A 24,776-nucleotide genomic window follows, 5' to 3' on the forward strand; every position below is an offset into this window, starting at 1 on the left:
GAGTTGAGAAAGTCTTTAGGATTTAATCAAGTTCCAGAATCAAATCAAATATATGAATTTTTGGCAAGATTTAATCAAAATCAAATACTTGAATTCGTGATTAAAACATTAAATAAGGAATTTAAACCAATTAAAAGAGGAAAACGCACAGTTTTAATTGATGGAACCGATATACAGGTTGATATGAACTGGAACAAGCAAAATTACACTAAAAAATTTCTCGAGAAAAAAGGGCTTTATTGGGCCAAATCAGCTTCAAAAGGGTTTTATATAGGATTTAAATTAACTTTAGCACTTGATTATCACACTGGACAACCATTGACCATGTTAATACATAAAGGATCTAAGCATGACTCTGAATTATTCCCTGAAATAATGGAAAAACTAAGAAAAAGAAGAATAATAAGAAACAAAGACATTATAATAGCAGATAAAGGATATATAAGTTTTAATAATTATCGTGAGGGAATTTTAAAGTATAAAATAGTTCCATTAATATTTCCAAAAGAAAACATGAAAATAAACAAAATTTTAAGCCAATTCAATTATCCTTTAGAATATTTCAAAGTTAAAAACAAAAAAGAAGACATTTACAAAGAATTAGTTTCTAAATTCAAAAAACTAATCACCAAATGGAAGAAATTTAAAAAAATAAGAGGAAAAATCGAAGATTTCTTCAAATTAACCAAAAAAGGACTGAAAAATAACAAATTCCACAAATATACAAAAGAATCCATAGCAAAAACAAGTTATCTGCTTGTACTTTTAACAGGACTCATCATAAAACAAGGATACAACGAATCAGAGAGCATGCAAAAGCTCTCAGAAACCTAAAAATCTAGCACCCTAACTATTTTATTCTTTTTTCTCTTTTTTCTTTAATTTTCTTAATATTTGTTTTATTCTCACTATTTAACTTATTGTTAATATTAATTAATCAATCAAAATTAATATATACTCCTAAATATAAATTTATAGGTGAAAAATAAATATATTTGAAATAATAATCTAAGAAACTTTTTAATTATTAACAATTAAATAGCTAATTATAGGAGTTTAAATGAGTAACTCTAAATCAAAAATTCCTTTTTAGGCTTTCGATAGGAAAAATGCTTTAAATCAAGCTAAATCTTCATTTTCTGGTTTATCTTCTCAGGAATCATCTGATAGATTAGATGAATTTGGCCCCAATACTTTAAAAAATGATAAGAAAACCCAATCTGATTTTTTATTGTTTATAAATCAATTTAAAAACCCAATTACTCTTATATTACTTTTTGCAGCATCTCTTTCTTTTTTTCTACAAGATACTACTAATTCAATTATAATATTATTAATTATATTATTTTCAACAATCTTGGGGTTTTGGCAGGAAAAATCTGCAGGTGATGCTGTAAATGAACTTTTAAATCTTATTAAAGTTAAAACTACTGTTCTTAGAGATGGAAAAAAAGAAGAAATATTTGTTGAAGAAGTTGTAATGGGAGATATTGTTTTTTTAAGTGCAGGGGATATTATTCCTGCTGATGGCCTTATTATTGAAGAAGATGAGCTTTTTGTTGATGAAGCTACATTCACTGGTGAAACTTTTCCTGTTGAGAAAAAAATATGTGTTTTAGATAAGGATACTCCTTTAAATAAAAGGATTAATTCTGTTTTCATGGGTTCTCATGTTGTTAGTGGGACTGGGACAGTTTTGATTATTTCTACAGGAAAAAATACTGAATTAGGATATATAAGTGAAAAATTAAGCTCTAAAACTCCATTAACAGATTTTGAAATTGGAATTAAGCGATTTGGTGCTCTTCTAATGGAAATTACTTTAATCATGGTGATTTTCCTTTTTGCAGTTAATGTTCTTTTAAACAAACCTTTTTTTGATTCTTTACTTTTTACATTGGCTTTAGCTGTAGGATTGACTCCTCAATTATTACCAGCTATAATAAGTGTTAATTTAGCTAAAGGTGCAAAACAAATGGCTAAAAAGAAGGTTATTGTTAAACGTCTTAATTCTATTGAAAATTTTGGTAATATGACTGTTATGTGTTCAGATAAGACTGGAACTTTAACTGAAGGCAAAGTTGAAGTAGACAATACTTTAGATTATTTAGGTAATAACAGTGAAATGGTTCTTAAATTAGCTAAAATAAATGCAACTTTACAACAAGGATTTAAAAATCTTATTGATAATGCTATTTCAAGTATTGAATTAAAAAACTTTGAAGAATATGTTAGGGTTGATGAAATTCCTTATGACTTCATTAGAAAAAGACTTAGCTTGTTAGTAAGACTTAAATCTGAAAAAAACATAAATAATATCATTAATACTAATACTAATGATTTTAATAATAATCTTAGTAATAACCTGAATAATAAATTTAGTAATAGTCTTAATAGTACTGATAATATTGATAATAAAAATATTTTTGAAAAATCTAATATTTTAATTACTAAAGGGGCTGTTATTGAAATATTAAGTATTTGTAGTCATGCAGTTGATAATGAAGGGAAAGTTGTTGATATTTCTACTGTAATTGATCAAATAAATGCTCTTTATAATAAATTAAGTTCTGAAGGTTTTAGAACACTAGCAGTAGCCTATAGAGATTTTGGAAGTACATCGGTTATTAATCGTAATGATGAATCTCAAATGATTTTCACTGGATTTATTTCTCTTTTTGACCCTCCAAAAGATGGAATAAAAGATAATATATCTGATTTAAATAATCTTGAGGTCGAAATTAAGGTAATAACTGGTGATAATGCTTTAATAGCTAAAAATATGGCTAAAAAGGTCGGTATGAATAACAATGAGGTTCTTACTGGTAGTGATATTCAAAATATGAGTGATGCTGCTTTTGTTCATAATGTTTCTAAATATAGTGTATTTGCCGAAATTGAACCAAATCAAAAAGAAAGAATAATACTAGCTTTAAAAAGCATAGGAAAAGTAGTTGGATATATGGGTGATGGTATTAATGATGTTTCAGCTATTCATAGTGCAGATGTAGGTTTATCTGTTAATACTGCTGTTGATGTAGCTAAAGAAGCAGCTGATATGGTTTTATTAGATAAAGATTTAGAAGTTCTTATTGAAGGTATAAAAGAAGGTAGACGAACTTTTGCAAACACTCAAAAATATATATTCATGGCTACAAGTGCCAATTTTGGGAATATGTTTAGTATGGCAGGAGCTTCAATTTTTTTGCCATTTCTGCCATTATTGCCAAAACAAGTTCTTCTTACTAATTTAATGACAAATATTCCATCTATGGCCCTTCCTTCAGATAATGTTGATGATGAGTGGATAAAACATCCAAGAGGTTGGGATTTAAGTTTTATAAAAAAATTCATGATAGTCTTCGGGATTTTAAGTTCTGTCTTTGATTATATAACTTTTGGGGTTTTAATATTTCTATTTAAAGCAAGTGAAGTTGAATTTCAAACTGGTTGGTTTATTGAATCTGTTGTTTCAGCTACTTTAATTGTTTTAGTTATTAGAACAAGAAAATCTTTTACTAAGAGTAAACCAAGTAAATATTTAGCATTTTTTTCAATATCAATAGCTTTATTTGTAATGATATTACCTTATATTCCATTTGCGTCAATATTAGGATTAAACCTGTGCCTCTAATTTTTTATCTAGTTTTATTAAGTATTGTGGTGTTTTATATAGTATCTGCAGAGATAACTAAAAGATGGTTTTATAAGAGCTTAAATTCTTCATAATTGATATTTTTTATAGAAATTGATACTGTTCATAAATAATTTAAATTATTTATACTTAATTTTATTTTTTACTTTTGAGCATTTATTATCAAAATTATATGTCTTTTTAGTTATGATATAAAATGTTCCTAATAATAAAAATTGTTAAATATTATTAAATATAAAAGTATTAGTGTTATATACAAATTTATATGTATGAAATTAAATTATATAAAGGACATATTAGAGTATATAAGAACCGATTATAAGGGGGTGAAAAGATGGAAATTTTAAAAAATAGCCTATCTAGTAAAATATTACTTTTAATATCAGTATTATTCTTATTATTAATTACATTATCAACAATAAATGCTGCTGAAACAAATATAAATAGTACTGATAATTTAGGTCAAACCATAGAAAATGCTTCAAATGGAGACATAATAAATTTAGAAGCGGGAATATACACTAATAATGTAACTAATATATTGGTTAATAAAAGTTTAACTATACAAGGAAAAAATCCTCAGACTACAATAATAAATGCACAAAATTTGGGAAGAATATTCAACATAACAAGTACTGGAACATTAACACTAATAAATATCACATTGATTAATGGAAATGCAAGTGATGGTGGTGCTATTTATAATAATAATGGAAAAGTAACAATAAACTATTGTATATTTGAGAACAATACTGCATCATCAAGTACCAATGCACGTGGTGGTGCAATATACAACATAGGCAGTGCAGGAAACCTAACGATAAATAACTCAATATTTAATAATAATAATGCATTAATAGCTACTGCTAATCGTCAAGGAGGAGCAATATACAATACAAATTTCATGAATATTAATAATTCTACATTCACAAAGAATACTGCAGCTTCAGGTGCTGCAATATATAATGCAAAAACATCTATCATTAATAATTCTAGTTTTATAAACAATGAGGCTAGTAGTCATGGTGGCGCAATCTTTAATAGTCAGCTGAATAATATTTTAAAAATAAGTAACTCTACATTTATAAATAATACTGCGCCAACAGGTGGTGCTATACGTAGTCAAAATCCTGGTAATACTACTGTGATTGGTTCTTCTTTTATTAACAATACTGCAGGGGTTGGTGGTGCTATAAGCACTGATAATCAGGCTAATTTAAATGTTTCATATTCTCGTTTTGTAAACAATACTGATAATAATAATTACACAATAAATGCTCGTGGAACAACCACTATTTTAGATTATAATTGGTGGGGTTCTAACATCAATCCTAATCAGCAAATAAATGGGACTAATGTGAACAACTATTTTATCATGAATGTTACTAACTTAACTTCTTTAAATTCTAATGGTACAGTCACATTCAAATATACTTTCAAATTAAATGACACTACAATATCTTTTGATTCTAGTCTATTGCCTTATTTCACTACTGATGTTTACACTAACATTACAAATGGAGTTATAAAATCATTTGATGCAAGATATGAAAAAATATTTAATATCACTGTAAAACAAAACAACAGTATATTATATAGTTTTATACTTGATAATGAAGTTCAAACATTAGAAGGAAACATGACGCTACCTCCTGAACCACCTGTACCTCCAATACCTCCAGTACCTCCAGTACCTCCTACTCCACCAGTACCACCTTTACCGCCAAATCCTACACCAGAACCAAACAACAACAATAATACAAAAAATATAAATAATAATTCAATTGCAAATGCTGCTATGAAAGAAACTGGTATGCCTGTGATAGCTGTAATATTGGTGTTATTATCTTGTATTGGTTTGTTAGCTCGTAAACAATAATTTTTGGGTAGTGTCTTATTTTTTATTCTACCATTATTTTCTTTTTTTATTATATCTTTAACACTTTCAGCTTATTGTTGTTGAGAAATCTTTTTTAGATCTATTCACTATTTTTTCAGGAAGTTGTTTTTAGGTTTAATAACAAATTTATAAGATATTTTCTAGTTTGTGTAAAAATTGCACTAACTGAAAATATTATATTTTTAAAATTTTAATTATGTTCTTTTTTTGATAGCTATTGAAAAGTAATGTTTATTACTGTAGTTTATATAAATATTATTAAAAATAAAATCATTATTATATTCAAAAATTATAAATATTTCTCATACTATATTTTAAATTGAAGCTTTTGAAAATAGTTTAGATATTTATATAAATTCTAATTTGAAATTATATTATTAAATTGGGTTGTTATAATGGCAGAATATTCTGATACAGATCAAATAAAAATATCTAAAAAATGGTTCGATCCACCAAACACAGGTTTACCTGCTTATGATGATAATGGTAATTTATTGAGTGTTTTAGAGGTTTTTAATTTTCCAGATATGATTGAGGAATATTTAATAGAATTAGAAATAAGAAATTATTCTAAAAATACAATTAAAACATATAAATCTATTATTACTAATTTTCATGAATTTTTAAAGACTCAAGATGATCTAAATGATGAAAAAAGATTTTTAAGAAGTTTTAAAAGATATATTCAACATTTAAAAAGAGATAAGTTAGTTTCTCAAAATTATATATATTTAGTAACTGTTGTTTCAAAAAAATTCCTCGAGTTTAATAGATTGTATTTTTTAGATGAAGTTAAAGCTCCTAAAAGAACCAAATCTCTTCCAAAATCACTAAATGAATCAGAAGTTAAAAAACTCATCAGTGCTTATGATAAAGATATTGATGATGATAATAATGAAGAAATTAGTAAGCTTAATCTTAATGAGAATAATAGTAAAACAAAGAACAAAATTAGAAATAAGCTTATTTTAACATTACTATATTCCTCAGGAATTCGAGTTTCAGAACTTGTTTCATTACTAACAAAAGATATAGATCTTGAAGATAGGACTATGAGAATTAGAGGTAAAGGGGATAAAGATAGAGTTGTTCTTTTTGATAATAATGCTAAATCTTTGATTAAAAAATATATGATTATTCGAGAATCTGATAGCGATTATTTATTTGCAAATAGGTTGGGTAACTCTTTATCAACTAGATATATTCAAATCATGATAAAAGATTATGGAAAGAAAGCTGGAATTGATAAAAAAGTAACTCCTCATATTTTGAGACATTCTTTTGCAACACATCTTTTAAAAAATGGGGTTGATATTAGAGTTATACAACAGCTTTTAGGTCACTCTAATTTATCCACTACTCAAATTTATACTAGTGTCGATATGGAAACCCTTAAAAATGTTTATGATAAAGCTAGAATGTGAATTGTTATTAAATATCAATTATTATTAATTTAATTATTACTAACAATTATTAAATATTACAATTAGATTTTATATGATTACTTTTTTGCTTTTTATTTATTTTTTAATAAGTGAAAAGTATTTATATTATTCATATCAATACTATTTATTGATGCAAAATGTATGAAAAACTATTATTAAATTTAGCAATTTTAGCTGGAAAGATTAGTTTCATTGTTTTAAAAGTTACAGGAAGACAAGGGACAGCAATGCCTGGGAAAGTAGCTATTAAAATTTTTCCAGGTATTCTGAAAGAGTTAACTAAAAAGTGTAATAAAACTGTTGTTATTACTGGTACAAATGGTAAAACCACTACGAATAATTTAACAAATCATATTATTGGTGGAAAATATGATAATTTAGTTTCTAATCTTAAAGGAGCTAATATGATTCAAGGGGTGGTAACTTCTTTCATTGTAAATAACAAAAATTCCTATGATTGGGGAATATTTGAAGTGGATGAAGGTTCTATTCCAGATGTAATTCATTTCTTCTCTCCAGATTATGTTATTTTAACAAATTTTTTTAGAGATCAACTTGATAGATATGGTGAGGTTGAAAATACAATACATTTAGTATATGATACTTTAAAGGATGTTGACTCTACTTTAATCTTAAATGCAGATGATCCTTCAACTACTCAGTTTAATAAGCTCCCTAATGAAAAAATATATTATGGCTTTAATAAAAATCAATTTTCTAAAATAGATCATAGTGTAGCAGAGTCTATATTTTGTAAAAATTGTGGTAATCGTTTAAGCTATAATTTTATAAGTTATGGTAATGTTGGAGATTATTATTGTGATAGTTGTGGTGTTAAACGTCCAGAAATTAATTATGCTGCTGAATCAATAGATATTAAAGATAATATCTATGAATTTCTATTAAAAATTAATAATTCTGAGAATATTAATGAGAATATTAATGAAAGTATTAGTGAAAGTATTAGTGAAAGTGTTAGTGAAAATATTGCTGAAAATAAATTTGTATTTAAATATATGGGTATTTATAATATTTACAACTGTTTAGCAGCTATTTCTCTTTGTTTAACTGAAAATTTTGATATATCCTTTGTTCAAAATCAAGTTGAAAATTTTGATTATAAATTGGGACGAATGGAAACTATAAGTTTCCCAAAAAAAGATGTGGTTTTAGTTTTATCAAAAAATCCTGTTGGATTGAGTGAAGTTTTTAATAGCTTTTCTCATGATGAAGAACCAAAATCTATAATGTTTTTAATTAATGATACTCCTGCAGATGGGAAAGACATATCTTGGATTTGGGATGCTGATTTTGAGCAAATAAATAATATAAAAAACATTAATTATTTTCACTGTTCAGGAACAAGAGCAAATGAAGCAGTTTTAAGACTAAAATATAGTAATTTTAACACAGATAAAATAAAAAAATATGTTTCAAAAGAAGCAGGAGATGTTAAAACACCAATAAAAGAGATTTTAGATGAAAATGTTAAATCTTATATTATTGGGACTTTTACTGCTGTTCCTGAGGTAAGGAAAGTTTTACTAAAAGAACAATCAAAATATAATAGTGTAAATAATATTAAATCTGATTAAATTCTTAATCTATAAACTCTTGAATTAATAATAAGGTTAATAATATGAAACTTGAAGTAGTCAACATGTATCCTGATATTTTAAACATATATGGGGATATTGGAAATTTAATATGTATTAAAAATAGATGTGAATGGAGAGGAATTGACATTAACATCAAAAACTTTACAATCGATAAAGAAACTAACCTTGAAGATTCAGATATGATTTTAATTGGCGGAGGATCTGATAAAGGGCAAGATATTATTTCAGATCATATTCTTAATCAAAGAAATTCTTTAGAAAGCTTTATTGAGGCAGAAAAACCTATTTTAGCTATTTGTGGGAGTTATCAAATATTTGGTAATTATTATCTTAACCCTTATAATGAAAAGATTCCTTGTCTTGAAATTTTTGAAATGGAGACTATAAGCAAAAAAGAGAGACTTACAGGAGATATTTTAATCTCTAATAATTTGAAGTCAGATTCATTGTTTAAATCAAAACAATCATATGATTTAACTGATATTATTGGCTTTGAAAATCATGGTGGAAGAACTTATCATAATTATGATCCATTAGGCAATGTTAAAGTAGGCTTTGGAAATAATGGGGAAGATGGAGAAGAAGGTATGATTTATAAAAATTTCATTGGTAGCTATTTGCATGGCCCTATTTTACCTAAAAATCCTCATATTGCCGATTATATGATATTTAATGCTTTGAAAAATAAGTATGATATTGATTATTTAAATGAAAATATATTAAATTTAAAAGATATTGATGATAATATTGAAATAAATGCTCATAATATAATGAAGAATAGAATATTAAAAACTTAATCATTTATAAAAAACAAAATAAAAAACTAAAATAAAAACTAAAATTAAGAATAAAATTAAGGCATATTATTAATTTTAAGACATATTTTCCATTTCTTTAAAGAATTTTTTGGATCGTATTTCTATTTCTTCATCAGATAGCTTTTCTATTGTTTTGGATATCATCCAATTGTATCCATAGGGATCTTTTAAACTTCCCATTCTATCTCCCCAGAACATATTATCCATCTCCATGGTTATTTCACATCCTGCTTCAACAGCTTGTTTGAAAAGTTCATCTGCGTCATCTGTTATGATCCAAATATCTAGAGGACATCCTCCTATTTCATTTGGTGAAAAAGATCCGAAATTTTCATTAGAATCATTTAAATAAAAATATTCTCCATTGATGGTTATTGCAGCATGCATGATACTTCCATCAGGTCCAAAGTACTTTGATACTTCTTCTGCAGAAAACGCTTTTTTATAGAATTCTATTGCTTCTATACTGTTAGGTACTATCAAATTAAGAACAATACCTAACTCTTTTCCTATATTCATTTTATCACCTTTTATTACAATTTTTGTTTTATTATTCCAAAATATATTTTTTATTGTAATTGTTCAAAATATTGTTTAATTATTTTTAGTTATATATTGTTTTTATTTGTAAAAATTATATTTCCATATATTATATTTACATATATATTTATATATTATTTTATATATATTTTTAAATAGAACTATTATATTTAAGTAGAACTATTATAAAATTATATTGATATTTATTTTTATAATATTTTTAGTAATAGAGCAATTTATTTTAATTTTTACAATTTACCGTTATTTAGTCTTATTTAGTTTTATTTAGTCTTATTTAATTTTATTTAGCTCTATTTATCTTTATTTGTATTTTTTGATTCATGTTTCATGTATTTTTTCATCTAATATTATATCATTCATATATAATACTTAATATTTTCATAAATGCTTATTTTTAATAGCATTTATATTTATTGCTTATATTTTAATTATTAATAGTATTCTATCTGTTTTTAATAAAAAACATTTAACTTATAAAATATTTAACATCTGACATCTTAGAATCAATATTTTTGGTTTTAATTAAATAGAAAGTTATTTAAATAATCAATATTAATTATATATAATACTATCGGAAGGTTTATATATGATGAAGTGTATATTATATATGTGATATAATAATTATTTATTTTTAAGTTTGATTTTATGAAGTTTTTAGGAAATATTTCTCACTTATCTAATTCTGGAAGATTAGTAGCTAGATCTTCACAGTCACCTCCTTCAGGAGCTTCTGTTTTTAATAAGGATAAAAAGAAAATAGGCAAAATTATAACTATTTTTGGACCTACAAAAGATCCATATATCTCAATAGGAATTTTTAAATCAATGTCTATTGATGATTTTAAAGATTCTATTGGTGAAGATTTATATGTTTCTGAAAATCCTAAAAATAGAAAATTCAATAAAAGTAGGAATAAAAATAAGAGTGTTAAAAATAAAACTAGAAACAATTATAGGAAAAATAAAAATAATAAAAACAATACTAGTAAAAAACTAAATAAGAATAAAAATACTAGAAAAAACAATTGAATAATATTTTGAACAATTGCAATAAAAGATTACAATTAATCAATAAACACTATTTAAACACTATGTTAACAGGATATTGTTTTAAATTATATTTTGTATAATATTAAGCAATATTTTGATAATGATTATATTTAATTACTTAATAAATCATCGAATTCCATTGAATGTTTAAATTAAATTTTGTTTAATTTGAATAACTTGGGTAATTTGAATGAATTTAATTTGAGTGATTTTAATGAACTTAAATTTCATATTTTAATATTTGAAAGTTATAAATACTTTAATAATTTTTTTAAAAAATAAAGGGGTTAATAGCACGAAAGAAGAAGTAAAAACTAAGGTTTCAGAAAGAAAACCTATAGAGAATGTTTCTGCAAAAAAAAGAATGCAGAATGATGTTTCTGACACAGAAAAACAGAATAAATGTCCAGAATGTGGTTCAGAAAATCTGATTGGGGATTATGAAAGGGCTGAAGTAGTTTGCGCTAGCTGTGGGCTTGTTATTGATGAAAATCTAGTGGATATGGGCCCAGAATGGAGAGCATTTGATCATGAACAAAGGGACAAACGTACAAGAGTAGGTGCTCCAATTACTTATACTATACATGATAAAGGTTTAAGTACTATGATTGATTGGAGGAATAAAGATATCTATGGTAGAGATATCCCTGCAAGAAACAGAGCACAATGGTATAGGTTAAGGAAATGGCAAAGAAAAATTAGAATTTCTGGTGCTACAGAAAGAAATCTTGCATTTGCTTTAAGTGAGCTTGACAGAGATTCTTCAAGATTAGGTCTTCCAAGAAGTGTTAGGGAAGCTGCATCTGTTGTTTACAGAAGTGCAGTAGAAAACAAACTTATTAGGGGACGTAGTATCGAAGGTGTAGTAGCTGCTTCTCTTTATGCTGCATGTAGGAGATGTAATGTTCCACGTACTCTTGATGAGATAGCTGAAGTTTCAAGAGTCAGTAAAAAAGAAGTTGGAAGAACTTACAGGTTCTTAACTCGTGAATTGAATATAAAACTTCCACCTACATCACCGGTTGATTATGTTCCACGATTTGCAAGTGAACTTGGTCTTTCTGGTGAAGTTCAATCAAGAGCTATTGAAATAATTGAAAAAGCTATGGAAAAAGGTCTTACTTCTGGTAGAGGGCCTACTGGTGTAGCTGCTGCTGCATTATATATTGCCTCTGTTCTTTTAGGTGAGAGAAAAACACAAAGGGATGTTGCTGATATTGCTGGTGTTACAGAAGTTACAATAAGAAATAGATATAAAGAGCTTACAGAACAACTTGAAATGGGTGTAACTCTTTAATTATATTTTTTTAATAATTATTTTTTAATAATTATTTTTTTTATAAACGTTGGGGGTGGGTTGGATTGGACCCTCTTTATATCAAATATCATGATGCGGAATGGAGAAAAGAAGTTACAGATTATCATAAAATTTTTGAATAGTTATTTGAGAACATTTCTACCAGAAAGAAAACCCATTAATAATCATTGGAAAACATTAAGTGAAGTTCCTAGTTCAATACTTTTGTCTGAAACTATTGCTAAAGATATGAAAAAACATGGCTTCAAATTCTTTGGTCCAGTGATTTGTTACGCTTTTTTACAGGCAATTGGTTATGTAAATAATCATTTAGAAGAATGTCCATTTAAATATAGTGATTAAGCTACCTTTTAAATAGAAAATTAAACAAAAATTGATTTTTTAGTTATTAATATCAAATGGATTTGAACCTTCGATTGCAAGATTGAGAATATTTAGTTTATTTTTAATAGTATGAAGTTAATTATTAGAATAATTTGGTGTTTATTCTTTTAAATTAGAGTATTTTGTTGATTAATTTTTTTTTTATTAGTTTGGTGGGTTTTTCTTGTGTTTTTTCCTTTTTTAGTTGTTTTTTCCTTTTTTATGGTGGTTTTCTTTTGTTTTTGTTTCTTTTAGTTATGGTTTTATTTATATATGTTTTGGTTTGATAACAGCTATTTTGATTTTGGTGATATTGTGTTTTTTTTTGTGTTTTATTTTCTCTATTGTTTTGGTGTTTAGCTGTTATTTTTATATTTTTCTCATTTTTTTCTTTATTTTATATGCTTATTTTTTTATTTTATTTGGTTATTATCTTTTTTTAGTTTTTTATTGGTTTTTTTTATCTGTTTTTATTATTTTTAAGTTGTTATTGGTTGTATTTATTGTTTTTAGGCTTTTTTATTTTATTTTTTAGCTGTTTTTATTTTATTTGGTTATTATGTGTTTTTTTCGTGTTATATTTTGTTTCCTTCTTTTTTTCTTTTTTATACAGCTATTCTACTGTTTTTGTGGGGGGGGGGGGGTAGCTATTGTTTTTTTATTTTTTTTGGGTAGGAAGTTTTTTATAGTAGTTTTTTTATATTATATTATTATAGCGTAGTGTGTGTTCTCATTGTGCTAGTATTTTTTATATATACTGATTGATTGGATCAGGGGGTGAAAAAAGAAAATGTTTACAATAAATAGACTTTTTAAGCCAATTATTTTTGTTATGTGTGTTTTATTTATCTTTTTAGCTTTATCTAGTGTTAGTGCAGCTAATCATGATTTTACTACATTTAATACTACTGAACAGTTTCAAAGTGTTATTAATAATGATAATGATAATGATTTGGTGATTAGTTTTGATGATGGTGAGTATGTTGATTGGGGTCAGCTTAATATTAGTCGTAATGCTACTATTGTTGGTAAAAACCGTGGTGGTGCTAAATTCACAACATCTAGTGGTGGTACTTTGTTTAATATTAATGCTACTAATGTAAAGATTATTAATTTAACTATTAGTGGTTATACTACAGCTATAAAATCTAATTGTAGTGATTTGACTATTAGTGATAATAATATTACTACTTCTGGTGTTAGTATTAATTTAAGTAGCAGTGGTAGTGCTAATCCTATAACAGGTGTTGTTATTAAGGATAATATTATTAAATCCAGTATATCTGATTTTTATCGTGGTGCTGTTTCTTTATTCGGTAAATCTGATGATAAGACTGTTTTTGATGTTTTATTTAGTGGTAATAATATAATTGGTGTTTTTTCTGGTGTTTATTTAGGTGGTGGTAGTTATGATAGTCCTGTTTCGTCTGCTAATTTGGTTTTTGAAAACAACAACATCACAGGAACATTAGGCTATGGTGTTTATCTGTATGCATCCAGCAGCAACAACACCAATATAACCTTCGCCAACAACAACATCACAGGAACATCCGGCTATGGTGTTTATCTGTCTGCATACAGCAGCAACAACACCAATGTAACCTTCGCCAACAACAACATCACAGGAACATCAGGCAATGGTGTTTATCTGGCTGCATCCATCAGCAACAACACCAATATAACCTTCGCCAACAACAACATCACAGGAACATCAGGCAATGGTGTTTATCTGTCTGCATCCATCAGCAACAACACCAATGTAACCTTCGCCAACAACAACATCACAGGAAGATCCGGCTATGGTGTTGATCTGTCTGCATACAGTAGCAACAACGCCAATATAACCTTTGCCAACAACAACATCACAGGAACATCAAACAATGGTGTTTTGCTGTCTGCATACAGCAGCAACAACACCAATGTAACCTTCGCCAACAACAACATCACAGGAACATCAGGCAATGGCGTTTCTCTGTCTGCAGACCGCAGCAACAACACCAATATAACCTTCGCCAACAACAACATCACAGGAACATCCAGCTATGGTGTTTATCTGTCTGCATCCATCAGCAACAACACCAATGTAACCTTCACCAACAACAACATCACAGGAACAGACGCATCTGGTGTTTATCTGTCTGCAGACAGCAGCAACAACACAATATAACCTTCGCCAACAACAACATTACTGGTGTTAATTATGGTGTTTATGTTTCTTTGTATAATGGTAATATTAAGGGTGTTAATTTCTTAAATAATACTATTAATGCTACTAATGGTGATGGTTTTTATTTCTATACTTATTTCTATACTAGTGGTGGTAGTGTTACTAATGTGACTGATTTTATTATTCGTGGTAATACTATTTTTGCTACTAAGGCTGGTTTGAATTTCGCTGGTTTAAGTTCTGGTTCATTGGTTAATGTTACTGTTGAGTATAATCGTATTATTGCTTCTGTTGGTGTTAACATTACTGGGCATAATGATAATAGTAGTTTTGATCGTAATTGGTGGGGTGTTAATGATATTACTGGTAAAATTTTGGGTATTGATACTCTTAATCATTTTATTTTGAATATTACTAATATTTCTAGTTTGGATGGTGTTCATTTTGGTGATAATGTTAGTTTTATGTTGTTAGTTTTGAATACTACGCTTAGTAATGATGGTGTTGAATTTTTACCTGATTTTGTTGTTAATGGAACTTTTAATGGTGCTGATTTTAATAGTAGTCGTGTTGATGGTTTTGTTTATAATGCAACAGCTACAGTTGGTGTTCAAACTTTAGCTGCTACTTTAGATAATGTAGATGATAATGTAGCTTTTAATGCCCAATTAACTACTAATTCTAGTATAATTGTTAGTAATAATCCAGTGAATATTGGTGAGAATGTTACTATTTCTGGTCAGTTAGCTAATTATACTGGTATATCTGGTGTTAATGTTACTGTTGATGGTAATATTTATACAGATGTTTCTGTTAATGGTACTGGTGGTTGGAGTCTTAATTACACAACTAATCGCACAGGAAACATAACTATTACTGTTAGTTATGTTGGTAATGATAATTATACTAGTTTTACTAATGTGACTAGCTTTTTAGTGGCTAAGAATGGTGTTAATTCTTCTATTAATATTCCTAGTGATGTTAAGGTTGAAGATTCTATAATAATTGATGGTGTTTTAGCTGATGAAAATGGTAATCCAATAGCTAATACTACTATTACTGTTATTATTGATGGTGAAAACTTTAATGTAACAACTGCTGAAAATGGTAGTTGGAATATTAATTACACCCCAACTCATGCAGGTGACTTTACTATTAATGTTACTTGGGAAGGTAATGAAAATTACACTAGTTTTAACAATAATACTAACTTCAATGTTAATAAATTAGCTACATATTCTAGTATTGACCTTTCAGCTGACTTTAGAGTAGGGAAAACTACCGTTATAAGTGGTGTTCTTCTCGATGAGGAAGGTAATAAAATAGCTGATAGTGAATTAGAAATTACTATTGATGGTAAAAAACATTTAGTGAAAACTAATTCTAATGGTTACTGGTATTTAACTTATAAACCCAAAAGCACTGGAAAAACTACAGTTGTACTTAATTTCAATGGTGATGCTAAATATTTAGGTTTTACTAACAGCACTAGTTTTGATGTTAAAAAAGGTGAAAGCTTTGTTAATGTTACTGTTAATGAGAATAAGGATGGTTCTGTTGATTTGATTGTTAAAGTAGTTGATGAAGATGGTGATACCATACCAGATTATAAAGTTGATGTTGAATTGGATGGTAAATACATTGGATCTGTGATAACAGACTCTGATGGAGTTGGAATATTCCATATACCCAATTCTAAACTTAACTCTGGTAAACATAAGATTACAGTTTCATTTGGCAATGGAAATTACTTTAGTAATTTAGCATTTGCTGAATTTGAAACCAAAAACAACAATAACACTAACAACACTAACAATACTAATAATACTAATAATACTAATGGTAATGGAAGTGATATAAGTGATAATTCAGTAGCAATAGCTACTATGAAAAAAACAGGAATACCAATAATAGCTATTATACTAGTATTGATAAGTATATTTGGAATCAGCTTAAGAAGAAAACAATAATTAAACATTTTTTTTTAGGAGGGCTTATTTTATTTTTTCCTCCATATTTATTTTTATTATTTATATTTTAGTTTTTATTATTTTTTATATTATTTTTGGCTTTGTAGAAATCCTTTTTTTTTAGCTTATTTGTGTTGATTTTTTTTAAACAGATTTTAGCATTAGTTATAAGTATAAATAATGAAATTTATAAGTTTATTTTCATTTAAATCAGTGATGCATTGATTTTTAAATTTTTTAATATAATTTCTCAGGCTTTTCAAAGTTAACATCCGAAAAGATTTAATTGTCTTGAAATTAAATCATTAAACTGAGAGTATGTATTTTTGCGTTTTATAATAATATATATTCTCATTATTAATATTTATATCTTTTTAATCCTTAAATTTTAAAATAACTAAATATAAACCAAAATATAAAAATTTAAAGAAAAAAAGGATAGTTTATTTGAAAATTAAAGAGTAAATTTTTCAAAAAAAATGAAATTTCAAATATAAAAAATTAGGATTTCTACAAAGCCAATTTTTAATTTTAATATTCTTAATATTTTTAGTTTTAATATTTTTAATATTTTTTAGAAAATATTTCTATTGATTTTTTTAATTCTTTTATTATTCCTGAATTATCACTATTTTTAACATTATAAAGGTTTTTTTGGTATTTATTTAAATTATTTAGAAAATTTTCAAGTGTTGAAACATTAATCTTTTCATGCATTTCTCCATATCCTAATTTATCTACATAAAAACCATTAAGTAGCTGTTCAAAGTTTCCAATAGCAGGAATACTGTAAATAGGTTTTTTTAAATAAATGGCTTCACTTATTAATGTGAATCCTCCGTTAGTGATTACAGCTTTTGCATTGCTCATGTCTTCATATATTTTATCTTCATTAAATTTTCTAAAAGTTAAATTTCCTTCGATTCCTTCTTTATTAAATCCATATACAATGAATTTTTCATTAAATTTTTTTAATATTCTTATAAGTTCCTTATTTGAATTACTAGTTTGATAAACAAATACATATTCTCCATAACTGATTTCGAGATTTCTTATTTTATTTCTAATAACTGGAGGATAAATAGTTGCTTTATCTGGATTTTTTATCTTTGGGAAAAAGTAGCTAGTTATTATATATCTTTTTGGTCTCATTATATAAGATCTTATAATACTTTTTGCTTTTAACATGTCTTGTCTATGATGAGGAGGATAATCTATGAATGTTTGAGTTATAATATTTATATTATCTAAGCTTATTAATGGAACATTAATAAGCTTACTTAGAATACTTGAATAATTCTCAAAATCAGATATTATTATATTTGGTTTAACTTCTCTAGCTTTCTTAAATAATATTCCATAATTTTCCTTTAAATTGTTAGGAGTTGCCTTAATTGCGTTTAAAAGGGTTCTTTTGTTTTTTACCTCATTATTTTCATAAACTGTATTGAAACCACCGATTTCATACACATTATCAAATTTATTCTTTAAATATCTATATGATCTATCACTTGAAAATATATATATGTCATATTTTTCTTTGTTTTCTTTTTTTGTTAATTCTTCTAATATTACTCCGCTTCTAACAGCATGACCCATACCTTCTCCACAAACAGAATAAAATATTTTTATTTTCTGATTTTCAATGTTTAGAAGTTTATTATTAGTAATTTTTAGTTCTAATTTTTTATTATCAAGATTTTTATCATCCAGTTTTTTACTATCTAATTTTTTATTATCTATATATTTTAAGTCTTCACTTTTAACTATTGAATGATTGTCTGATATTTTTTTAATCTTTGCAAGTAAATCTTCTTTTTCTAATGGATCTTTAGGAAAATGATCAAATTCATATTCTAATTCTTCAGCACTAGTTCTAATCCCCCTAAGATCATTGAATGTACTTTTTCCATATTGCATTGCAAGCTTACCTAATCCTTCTTCTTCAAGTCTGCGAGTAGATACATTTATTATAGGATTTCTAAGAACTTTGAACTTGTTATTTTTAGCTATTCTTTCAATATAATCTGTATCTTCTCCAAATGTAAGCTTTTCATTAAAACCAGAATATTTTTCATGTAACTCTTTTTTACATATTATTCCATAACAACCTGCTCCATGAGGTTTTATTTTTTCAAAAGCTATCATAAACCAGTTAGCTAAGTCATGAAGGATTTTATCTCTTTTTTTTTCAGATATTGGGTTTATTTGTGTAATTCCAATGTCTAATTCATTAGCTTCAAACTCTTCAATCATCTCTATAAGATAGCTTTGAGTTAATTCTAGATCAGAATCTAAAAATAAAAGTATTTCTCCTTTTGCAATTTTAGCCCCATTGTTTCTTCCAACACCAGGCATTCCTCCTTGAACTACAGTACAACCATAATTTTTAGCTATTCTTACAGTACTGTCACAAGAGTTAGCATCAGCTACAATCACTTCATAATCCTTAAATTTTTGTGATTCAATACTTTTTAATAAGTTAGGAAGATATTCCTCTTCATTGTAAGTAGGAATTATAATACTTAGTTTCATTTTATCAATTCATTATTTATGGGGTAAATATTAATTGTAATAAGTAATTAGTAGTTATAATAAATATTAGTTAATAGTAAATAGTTCTAATAAGTATTAATTACTAATAAGTATTTAATTATATAACTATTAGCTAAGTTATTAGCTAGGCTGACTTTTTATTCTATTTTTATGTTTGTAGGTAATTATATATGTTAATATAATATTTAAATTTATATTTTATTTTAAGTGTTTCTAAACTATTCATTGTTGGTTAAATTCGTATTATTTGAATTAATGTATGAATAAAAGTTCCAACTCATAGAAAAGGCATCGCCCTGATTTTTAAGTGATTTTGTTAAGCTGTTAAGTAGTTCCATCTCGTTATATTTGGGAGATATAAGAATCAATGTTTTTTTATCATTGTTATTATTAATCTTATTATTAATATTATTGCCATTATTAATATTATCAGTATTGCCATTTTTGGTATTATCCGCATTAATATTATTACTATTAATATTATTACTATTGATCTTATTACTATTATTACTATTATTATTATTTTCAATTGATATTACTGAGTAATCACTTAAAGCATTGTTCAATTCAGTTAATGAGCTTGTTTGATTTATTATATTTATTTCATAGTTTTCTGTATTTGTTCCAATTATTGAAATAGATATAGCTGTTAATATAATTAAAGCTAAAAAAATATGAGGAATATATCTTTTAAAACTTTTATATGAGAAGTTAACTTTATTTCTAATTTTCTCCATATACTCTTCATCATTATTAGTAATATGTAATTTATTAGATAGTCTAATTGTATAATAATCAAAGGCATTACCATCAAAATAGATAAGTAACATACCATATATTGCTCCTGCACAAGGGACTGAGAATAATCCTCCATCAAATATTCCAATTAATCCTATAGTTGATGCAAATATTAAGATTAACCTACTTGGGGCTAAACGATTTTTCATTGAACTTAATTGTGATAAAAATAGAATTGGTAAAACTATTATTATTATATTGGCTAGTTTTGGAACATATTGGTATAAAGAATCTCCAGTATTAACTCCTATCGGAACTCCTAAAGATAGATTTGAGAGAATAAATCCAATAATTCCTCCAATAACAGACTTATAAATATGAGAATGTAATATGCTCGTAGTTGTTGGTGTAGGATCCATGGCTACAAAAATTGTAAATGGAGAAATTCCCATTTGTGATCTTATTATTAATTCCATTATTAATCCTAAAATTGCTGTAACTAAAACAAGAAATATTGAAAACTTTATATAAGTATTATTTTCTAGTTTAAATATAGATAAACTTTTATTAGCGATTATTTTTTTAATATATTTATTTTCTCTAAAATTGCCATTATATTCAAATAATTGGCTGAATATTAGAAAAATACCTAATATTAAGAAAAATAGTATATCTTTTCCTTTTGAAGACCCCATTAGGAATAAATGAGTAATTGGTCTTATGAATGGATTAAAAACATCTGTAAAAAAGATTGATACTGCTATAAATATAAAAAAAATTCCAAATAAAGTATATTTATCTATTTTCATGTTTAATCTCTTTAATTTAATCTATTTATATCTAATTTCTTTATATTTAATATTTTTAATTAAATTTTTCATATTTAATCTATTTTTTATATTTAATTTTTTCAATCTTTTTAATCTTTTATATTTAATTTTTTCAATCTTTTTAATCTTTTATATTTAATCTTTTCAATCTTTTATGTTTAATCTTTTCAATTTTTTTTATTTATTTATTGAATTTGATTATTATTTTTATTAGCTATCATTAGTTTTATCTTTATTTTTATTATTGCTATTTTTATTGTTCTTATTATTCTTAATATTCTTTACTTGTTATTTTTACCTTGTTAATGATTTTATTAATTTATAATATTAATTTATAAAATTATTCTTATTTTTACAATTTTATATATGTTTATAAGTTCTTATATAATTTAGTAATTATAAATATAAAGTATCAAACAATTAATATAGATAAAGATATAAATATTTACATATTCTGATGCTTTCACATTTGTTTAGAGGTGTAATTATTCTTTTAATTGAATATATATTTTTTTTAATCATCATAGGAATTTTTGCAGGGAGTTTAGCTGGTTTATTAGGTATTGGTGGGGGATTTTTAATGGTACCTCTTCAATATTTCCTTTTAACTTCTATGGGTATTGACCATGATTTAGCCTTAAGAATATCTATTGGAACAAGCCTAGCCATTATTATTCCAACAGCAATTTCTGGAGCTTATAGTCATCAATGTGAATTAAAAAATATACTAAATATTGGAATTATTTTAGGAATATTAGGTATGTTTGGAGGTATTTTAGGAGGAATTACTTCTTCACACCTTCCTTCTAATATACTTGGAAGTATTTTAGGTTTTTTCCTTATTTTTACAAGCATATTCATGGTTTTAAATAAGAAAATATCAGAAAAGAATAGTGAAACAGATAGTGAAATTAATATTAAAAAGAATATTAAAAAGGATATTAAAAAGGACATTAAAAAAGATATTAAAAGGGATATTGAAAAGGATATTAAAAAGGACATTGAAAACAATAACAAAAATAGTATTGAACATACTTGTAAAGATGATATTGAAAAGGGTTGTGAAAACAATATTAAAATTAACACTGAACTTAGCTTTGATATGATTAATAATGAGTCTAATGAAATAGATAATAATATTGAAAGATATGGTCTTTATAGTCCTAAACTAAAATTATCTATTTTATTTGGAATAATCGTTGGGTTTTTATCTGGTCTTCTTGGGATTGGTGGAGGAGTATTTTTAGTTCCCTTACTTATTATATTGGGATTTAATTTAAGAAGATCGATTGCCATATCTTCTGTTTTTATATCTTTAACAGCTATAGGTGGGACTTTATCTTATATTTTCACTGGAATTGGTGTTAATACTTTGCCTTATTCATTAGGATATATTAGCTTGGTTAACTTTGGAATTATAATTCTTTTTTCAATTCCAATGGCTTATTTAGGAGCAAAATTAGTATATAGGATTCCTGAAAAAAGATTAAATCAAATTTTCGCTATTTTATTATTTTATATGGGTATTAAAATGTTGGGATTAGACCCAATATCTTATATATTGGGAATTTAATAGATGAGCTTAGGATATAATTTAATATAATTTAATATTATTTAATTATCTTTTAATTATCATTTAATTATCTTTTAATTGTCTTCTAATCATAGTTTTATAATTCAATATCAATTTTATCATTTTAATAATTCAACACCAGTTCCGCGAGCAATGATATGAATATTATCTTCTTTAAGGCTACTTAAAGTATCATATTGAATATCTAAATCTAAAATACCATCACAACCTTCTTTTTTAGCATTATTTGATAGATTCACTATTGCTTGTTCTTTTGCTTTTTCAAGGTTTTTTATTAAGATTTCATTTTCTTTAGCTTTTTTATCTTTCATTAGAGATTTTTTTGTTTGTATTAATATTTCTCCTTCATAAATCCCTTTAAATTCTTTTATATTCATATTTGAAACTGAATTTGTGGTTAAAAATAAGATTCCTAGGTTATTTATATTAATTCTATCCATATCCTCATCATAATCCATTTCACTAGTTTCTTCAACATATTCTTTTCTAAGGATTTTATAGTATAATTTTTTCAAAGATATATGCATATAATCAATAAATTTCTTGAAAAACCCTAATGTATATGATAATACACCTAAAAGAACTACAATTAAAAAATAATTTATAAAAATAGGGAATGCTGCTTGTAAGATAATGCCCGCACTTCCAATTGTTATTAGATTCAATCCAAGACTACTATTTGCATATATAAACCCATAAAGAACTGTTATAAAGAACAATATGAATGCACTAACAGCTCCAGTGGTTTTACCATAAAATTTCCCTGCAAGATAGGTTTCAGTATAACCTGCAATTATGGGGGAAAAAATCAACCCAAGATTAAATCCAAATATAGCTATGTCAAATGCATAGAATAATATAAGTGAAATAACTCCTATTGCAGTTCCAATAGCTATAAAAACAGTAGCATAAGCTATATCTTTAATTTTAGATTTTCTATATTTAGTTAAAATCATTTGAATCAAGATTTATGTAATTTTATGTAATTTTAGGCATTTAAATCCATATCTTTTCAATAATGAATGTAGTTTTAATTAATAAATTAATTATAAATATTTTTAATTAGTAAATCTAATCTTAATTAGTAAATTAATAACAATTTAATTAATAATATATATTTTAATCTTTATAAGAAACAGCTGTTCCATAAGCAGTAACAAGGATTGTATTTCCCATTGTTCCACCAAGATTATTATAAGAGATTTTAAGTCCTATGATAGCATTTCCACCTAGTTTTTTAGCTTTATCTTCCATGCTATCTAAAGCTAATTCCCTAGCTTTTTCTAATTCTTTTTCATAAGCTGAAGTTCGTCCACCTACAACGTCACGAACTCCTGAAAATAAATCTTTATAAACATTAGAACCCATTAAAGAATCACCTGTTACCAAACCATGATATTCGATTATTTCTTTATTGCCTAATGTATTTGTAGATGATAATAACATTTAAACACCACTTATTAGTTGAATATAGTTTAATTTAATGAATATAATTTATTAAATCAATATATTAATTAATATAAAATAAATAAATATTAAATTAATAATATTTGTTAAATCAATATTTAAAATAAATCAATATTAAATTAATAATATTTGTTAAATCAATAATAGATTAATTTAGAATTTAATGATTATCTAAAAAACATCATATATGCGAATACTAGTATGAATATAACCATCACAACAAATAAAATCATTCTACTTCTCTTCATCTGAGCTTGTCTATCTCTCAAAACTTTCTGACATTTTGGGGAACAAGTAGTTTCATCTAATGGTATAGGAGTATTACAAACAGGACAATGTTTATGTATATCAGTCATATTTTTCACCTTTTATTTTTTGCTTTTTATAATTTTTCCAATGTTAATTTAATATTTTTAATATTTTTTTTAGAAAGTATTTCTATTGATCTTTTAATATTTTATTTTAATTACTATTCTAGCTATTATTATAGTTAATATTCTAATTATTACTATATTCTAATTATTAATTCTTTATTAATTCTAATTTTATTATTAATAGTTACATATCCTTATAATTATTATTTTAATTATTATTATAGTTATTAATTATAATTATAACTATTTTAATTATTCTAGTTATTCTTATTATTCTTCTAATTATTATTTATATTATTATTTATATTGGTATTAATATTAGTATTACTAATAACTTTATGCATTAAACTC

The 24,776-nt window shown here is 25.5% G+C and carries 18 protein-coding genes and 1 pseudogene; 13 read left to right on the forward strand and 6 right to left on the reverse strand.

Going from position 1 to position 24,776, the window contains the following annotated elements:
- From MBBAR_RS07640 to MBBAR_RS07665, 7 genes and pseudogenes are all read left to right on the forward strand, one after another.
- The coding region (locus tag MBBAR_RS07640) for a transposase (protein ID WP_080460706.1) at positions 1 to 834 on the forward strand (834 nt) is incomplete at its 5' end.
- Positions 835 to 1,123: 289 nt separating this feature from the next.
- Positions 1,124 to 1,282, forward strand: a pseudogene (locus MBBAR_RS10655) (cation-transporting P-type ATPase); the annotation flags it as partial.
- Between the two features lie 57 nt (positions 1,283 to 1,339).
- Positions 1,340 to 3,634, forward strand: a complete 2,295-nt coding sequence (locus tag MBBAR_RS07645) for an HAD-IC family P-type ATPase (protein WP_282956055.1) — start codon at positions 1,340 to 1,342, stop codon at positions 3,632 to 3,634.
- 355 nt (positions 3,635 to 3,989) lie between these two features.
- Complete coding sequence (locus MBBAR_RS07650; RefSeq protein WP_080460707.1) at positions 3,990 to 5,534, forward strand: hypothetical protein; 1,545 nt, start codon at positions 3,990 to 3,992, stop codon at positions 5,532 to 5,534.
- A gap of 548 nt (positions 5,535 to 6,082) precedes the next feature.
- Positions 6,083 to 6,979, forward strand: a complete 897-nt coding sequence (gene xerA, locus MBBAR_RS07655) for a site-specific tyrosine recombinase/integron integrase (protein ID WP_249025052.1) — start codon at positions 6,083 to 6,085, stop codon at positions 6,977 to 6,979.
- A gap of 158 nt (positions 6,980 to 7,137) precedes the next feature.
- A complete protein-coding gene (locus MBBAR_RS07660; RefSeq protein WP_080460709.1) occupies positions 7,138 to 8,595 on the forward strand; it encodes a Mur ligase family protein in 1,458 nt (485 codons plus the stop codon).
- Positions 8,596 to 8,639: 44 nt separating this feature from the next.
- Positions 8,640 to 9,416, forward strand: a complete 777-nt coding sequence (locus MBBAR_RS07665; RefSeq protein WP_080460710.1) for a type 1 glutamine amidotransferase — start codon at positions 8,640 to 8,642, stop codon at positions 9,414 to 9,416.
- A gap of 75 nt (positions 9,417 to 9,491) precedes the next feature.
- Here MBBAR_RS07665 and MBBAR_RS07670 read toward each other — a convergent pair whose 3' ends face one another.
- On the reverse strand, positions 9,492 to 9,956 hold the full coding sequence (locus MBBAR_RS07670; RefSeq protein WP_080460711.1) for a VOC family protein: 465 nt from the start codon (positions 9,954 to 9,956) through the stop codon (positions 9,492 to 9,494).
- Positions 9,957 to 10,643: 687 nt separating this feature from the next.
- On the opposite strand from MBBAR_RS07670, the gene MBBAR_RS07675 reads away from it, so the two are divergent.
- The 5 genes from MBBAR_RS07675 to MBBAR_RS07695 all read left to right on the forward strand — a co-directional run bounded on the left by MBBAR_RS07675 (position 10,644) and on the right by MBBAR_RS07695 (position 16,866).
- Positions 10,644 to 11,027, forward strand: coding sequence for a Gar1/Naf1 family protein (locus MBBAR_RS07675; RefSeq protein ID WP_080460712.1), 384 nt, complete (start codon positions 10,644 to 10,646; stop codon positions 11,025 to 11,027).
- 385 nt (positions 11,028 to 11,412) lie between these two features.
- Positions 11,413 to 12,345: a transcription initiation factor IIB gene (locus MBBAR_RS07680; protein WP_042703385.1), complete on the forward strand. Its 933-nt coding sequence runs from the start codon at positions 11,413 to 11,415 to the stop codon at positions 12,343 to 12,345.
- A gap of 60 nt (positions 12,346 to 12,405) precedes the next feature.
- Entirely contained in the window at positions 12,406 to 12,708 is a 303-nt protein-coding gene (locus MBBAR_RS07685; RefSeq protein WP_211272924.1) for a DNA-3-methyladenine glycosylase I, read from the forward strand.
- 811 nt (positions 12,709 to 13,519) lie between these two features.
- Positions 13,520 to 14,896: a right-handed parallel beta-helix repeat-containing protein gene (locus MBBAR_RS07690; protein ID WP_080460713.1), complete on the forward strand. Its 1,377-nt coding sequence runs from the start codon at positions 13,520 to 13,522 to the stop codon at positions 14,894 to 14,896.
- Positions 14,897 to 14,946: 50 nt separating this feature from the next.
- Entirely contained in the window at positions 14,947 to 16,866 is a 1,920-nt protein-coding gene (locus tag MBBAR_RS07695; protein WP_080460714.1) for a hypothetical protein, read from the forward strand.
- A gap of 564 nt (positions 16,867 to 17,430) precedes the next feature.
- Here MBBAR_RS07695 and MBBAR_RS07700 read toward each other — a convergent pair.
- Both MBBAR_RS07700 and MBBAR_RS07705 read right to left on the reverse strand, forming a co-directional pair.
- Entirely contained in the window at positions 17,431 to 19,401 is a 1,971-nt protein-coding gene (locus MBBAR_RS07700) for an MJ1255/VC2487 family glycosyltransferase (RefSeq protein WP_080460715.1), read from the reverse strand.
- 239 nt (positions 19,402 to 19,640) lie between these two features.
- Positions 19,641 to 20,969 (reverse strand): hypothetical protein, encoded by a 1,329-nt coding sequence (locus tag MBBAR_RS07705; protein WP_080460716.1) that lies wholly within the window; start codon positions 20,967 to 20,969, stop codon positions 19,641 to 19,643.
- Positions 20,970 to 21,459: 490 nt separating this feature from the next.
- Between MBBAR_RS07705 and MBBAR_RS07710 the strand changes: the two genes are divergently transcribed.
- Positions 21,460 to 22,563, forward strand: a complete 1,104-nt coding sequence (locus MBBAR_RS07710) for a sulfite exporter TauE/SafE family protein (protein ID WP_158082560.1) — start codon at positions 21,460 to 21,462, stop codon at positions 22,561 to 22,563.
- Between the two features lie 119 nt (positions 22,564 to 22,682).
- Here the strand turns inward: MBBAR_RS07710 and MBBAR_RS07715 are convergent, their stop codons facing one another.
- From MBBAR_RS07715 to MBBAR_RS07725, 3 genes are all read right to left on the reverse strand, one after another.
- Complete coding sequence (locus tag MBBAR_RS07715) at positions 22,683 to 23,540, reverse strand: heavy metal-binding domain-containing protein (RefSeq protein ID WP_143746167.1); 858 nt, start codon at positions 23,538 to 23,540, stop codon at positions 22,683 to 22,685.
- Between the two features lie 163 nt (positions 23,541 to 23,703).
- A complete protein-coding gene (locus MBBAR_RS07720; protein ID WP_080460719.1) occupies positions 23,704 to 24,030 on the reverse strand; it encodes a YbjQ family protein in 327 nt (108 codons plus the stop codon).
- Between the two features lie 188 nt (positions 24,031 to 24,218).
- Complete coding sequence (locus MBBAR_RS07725; protein ID WP_080460720.1) at positions 24,219 to 24,407, reverse strand: DUF2116 family Zn-ribbon domain-containing protein; 189 nt, start codon at positions 24,405 to 24,407, stop codon at positions 24,219 to 24,221.
- Between the last annotated feature and the right edge of the window lie 369 nt (positions 24,408 to 24,776).

This window comes from Methanobrevibacter arboriphilus JCM 13429 = DSM 1125 (assembly GCF_002072215.1).
In the GTDB taxonomy this organism is placed as follows: Archaea; Methanobacteriota; Methanobacteria; order Methanobacteriales; family Methanobacteriaceae; genus Methanobinarius; species Methanobinarius arboriphilicus.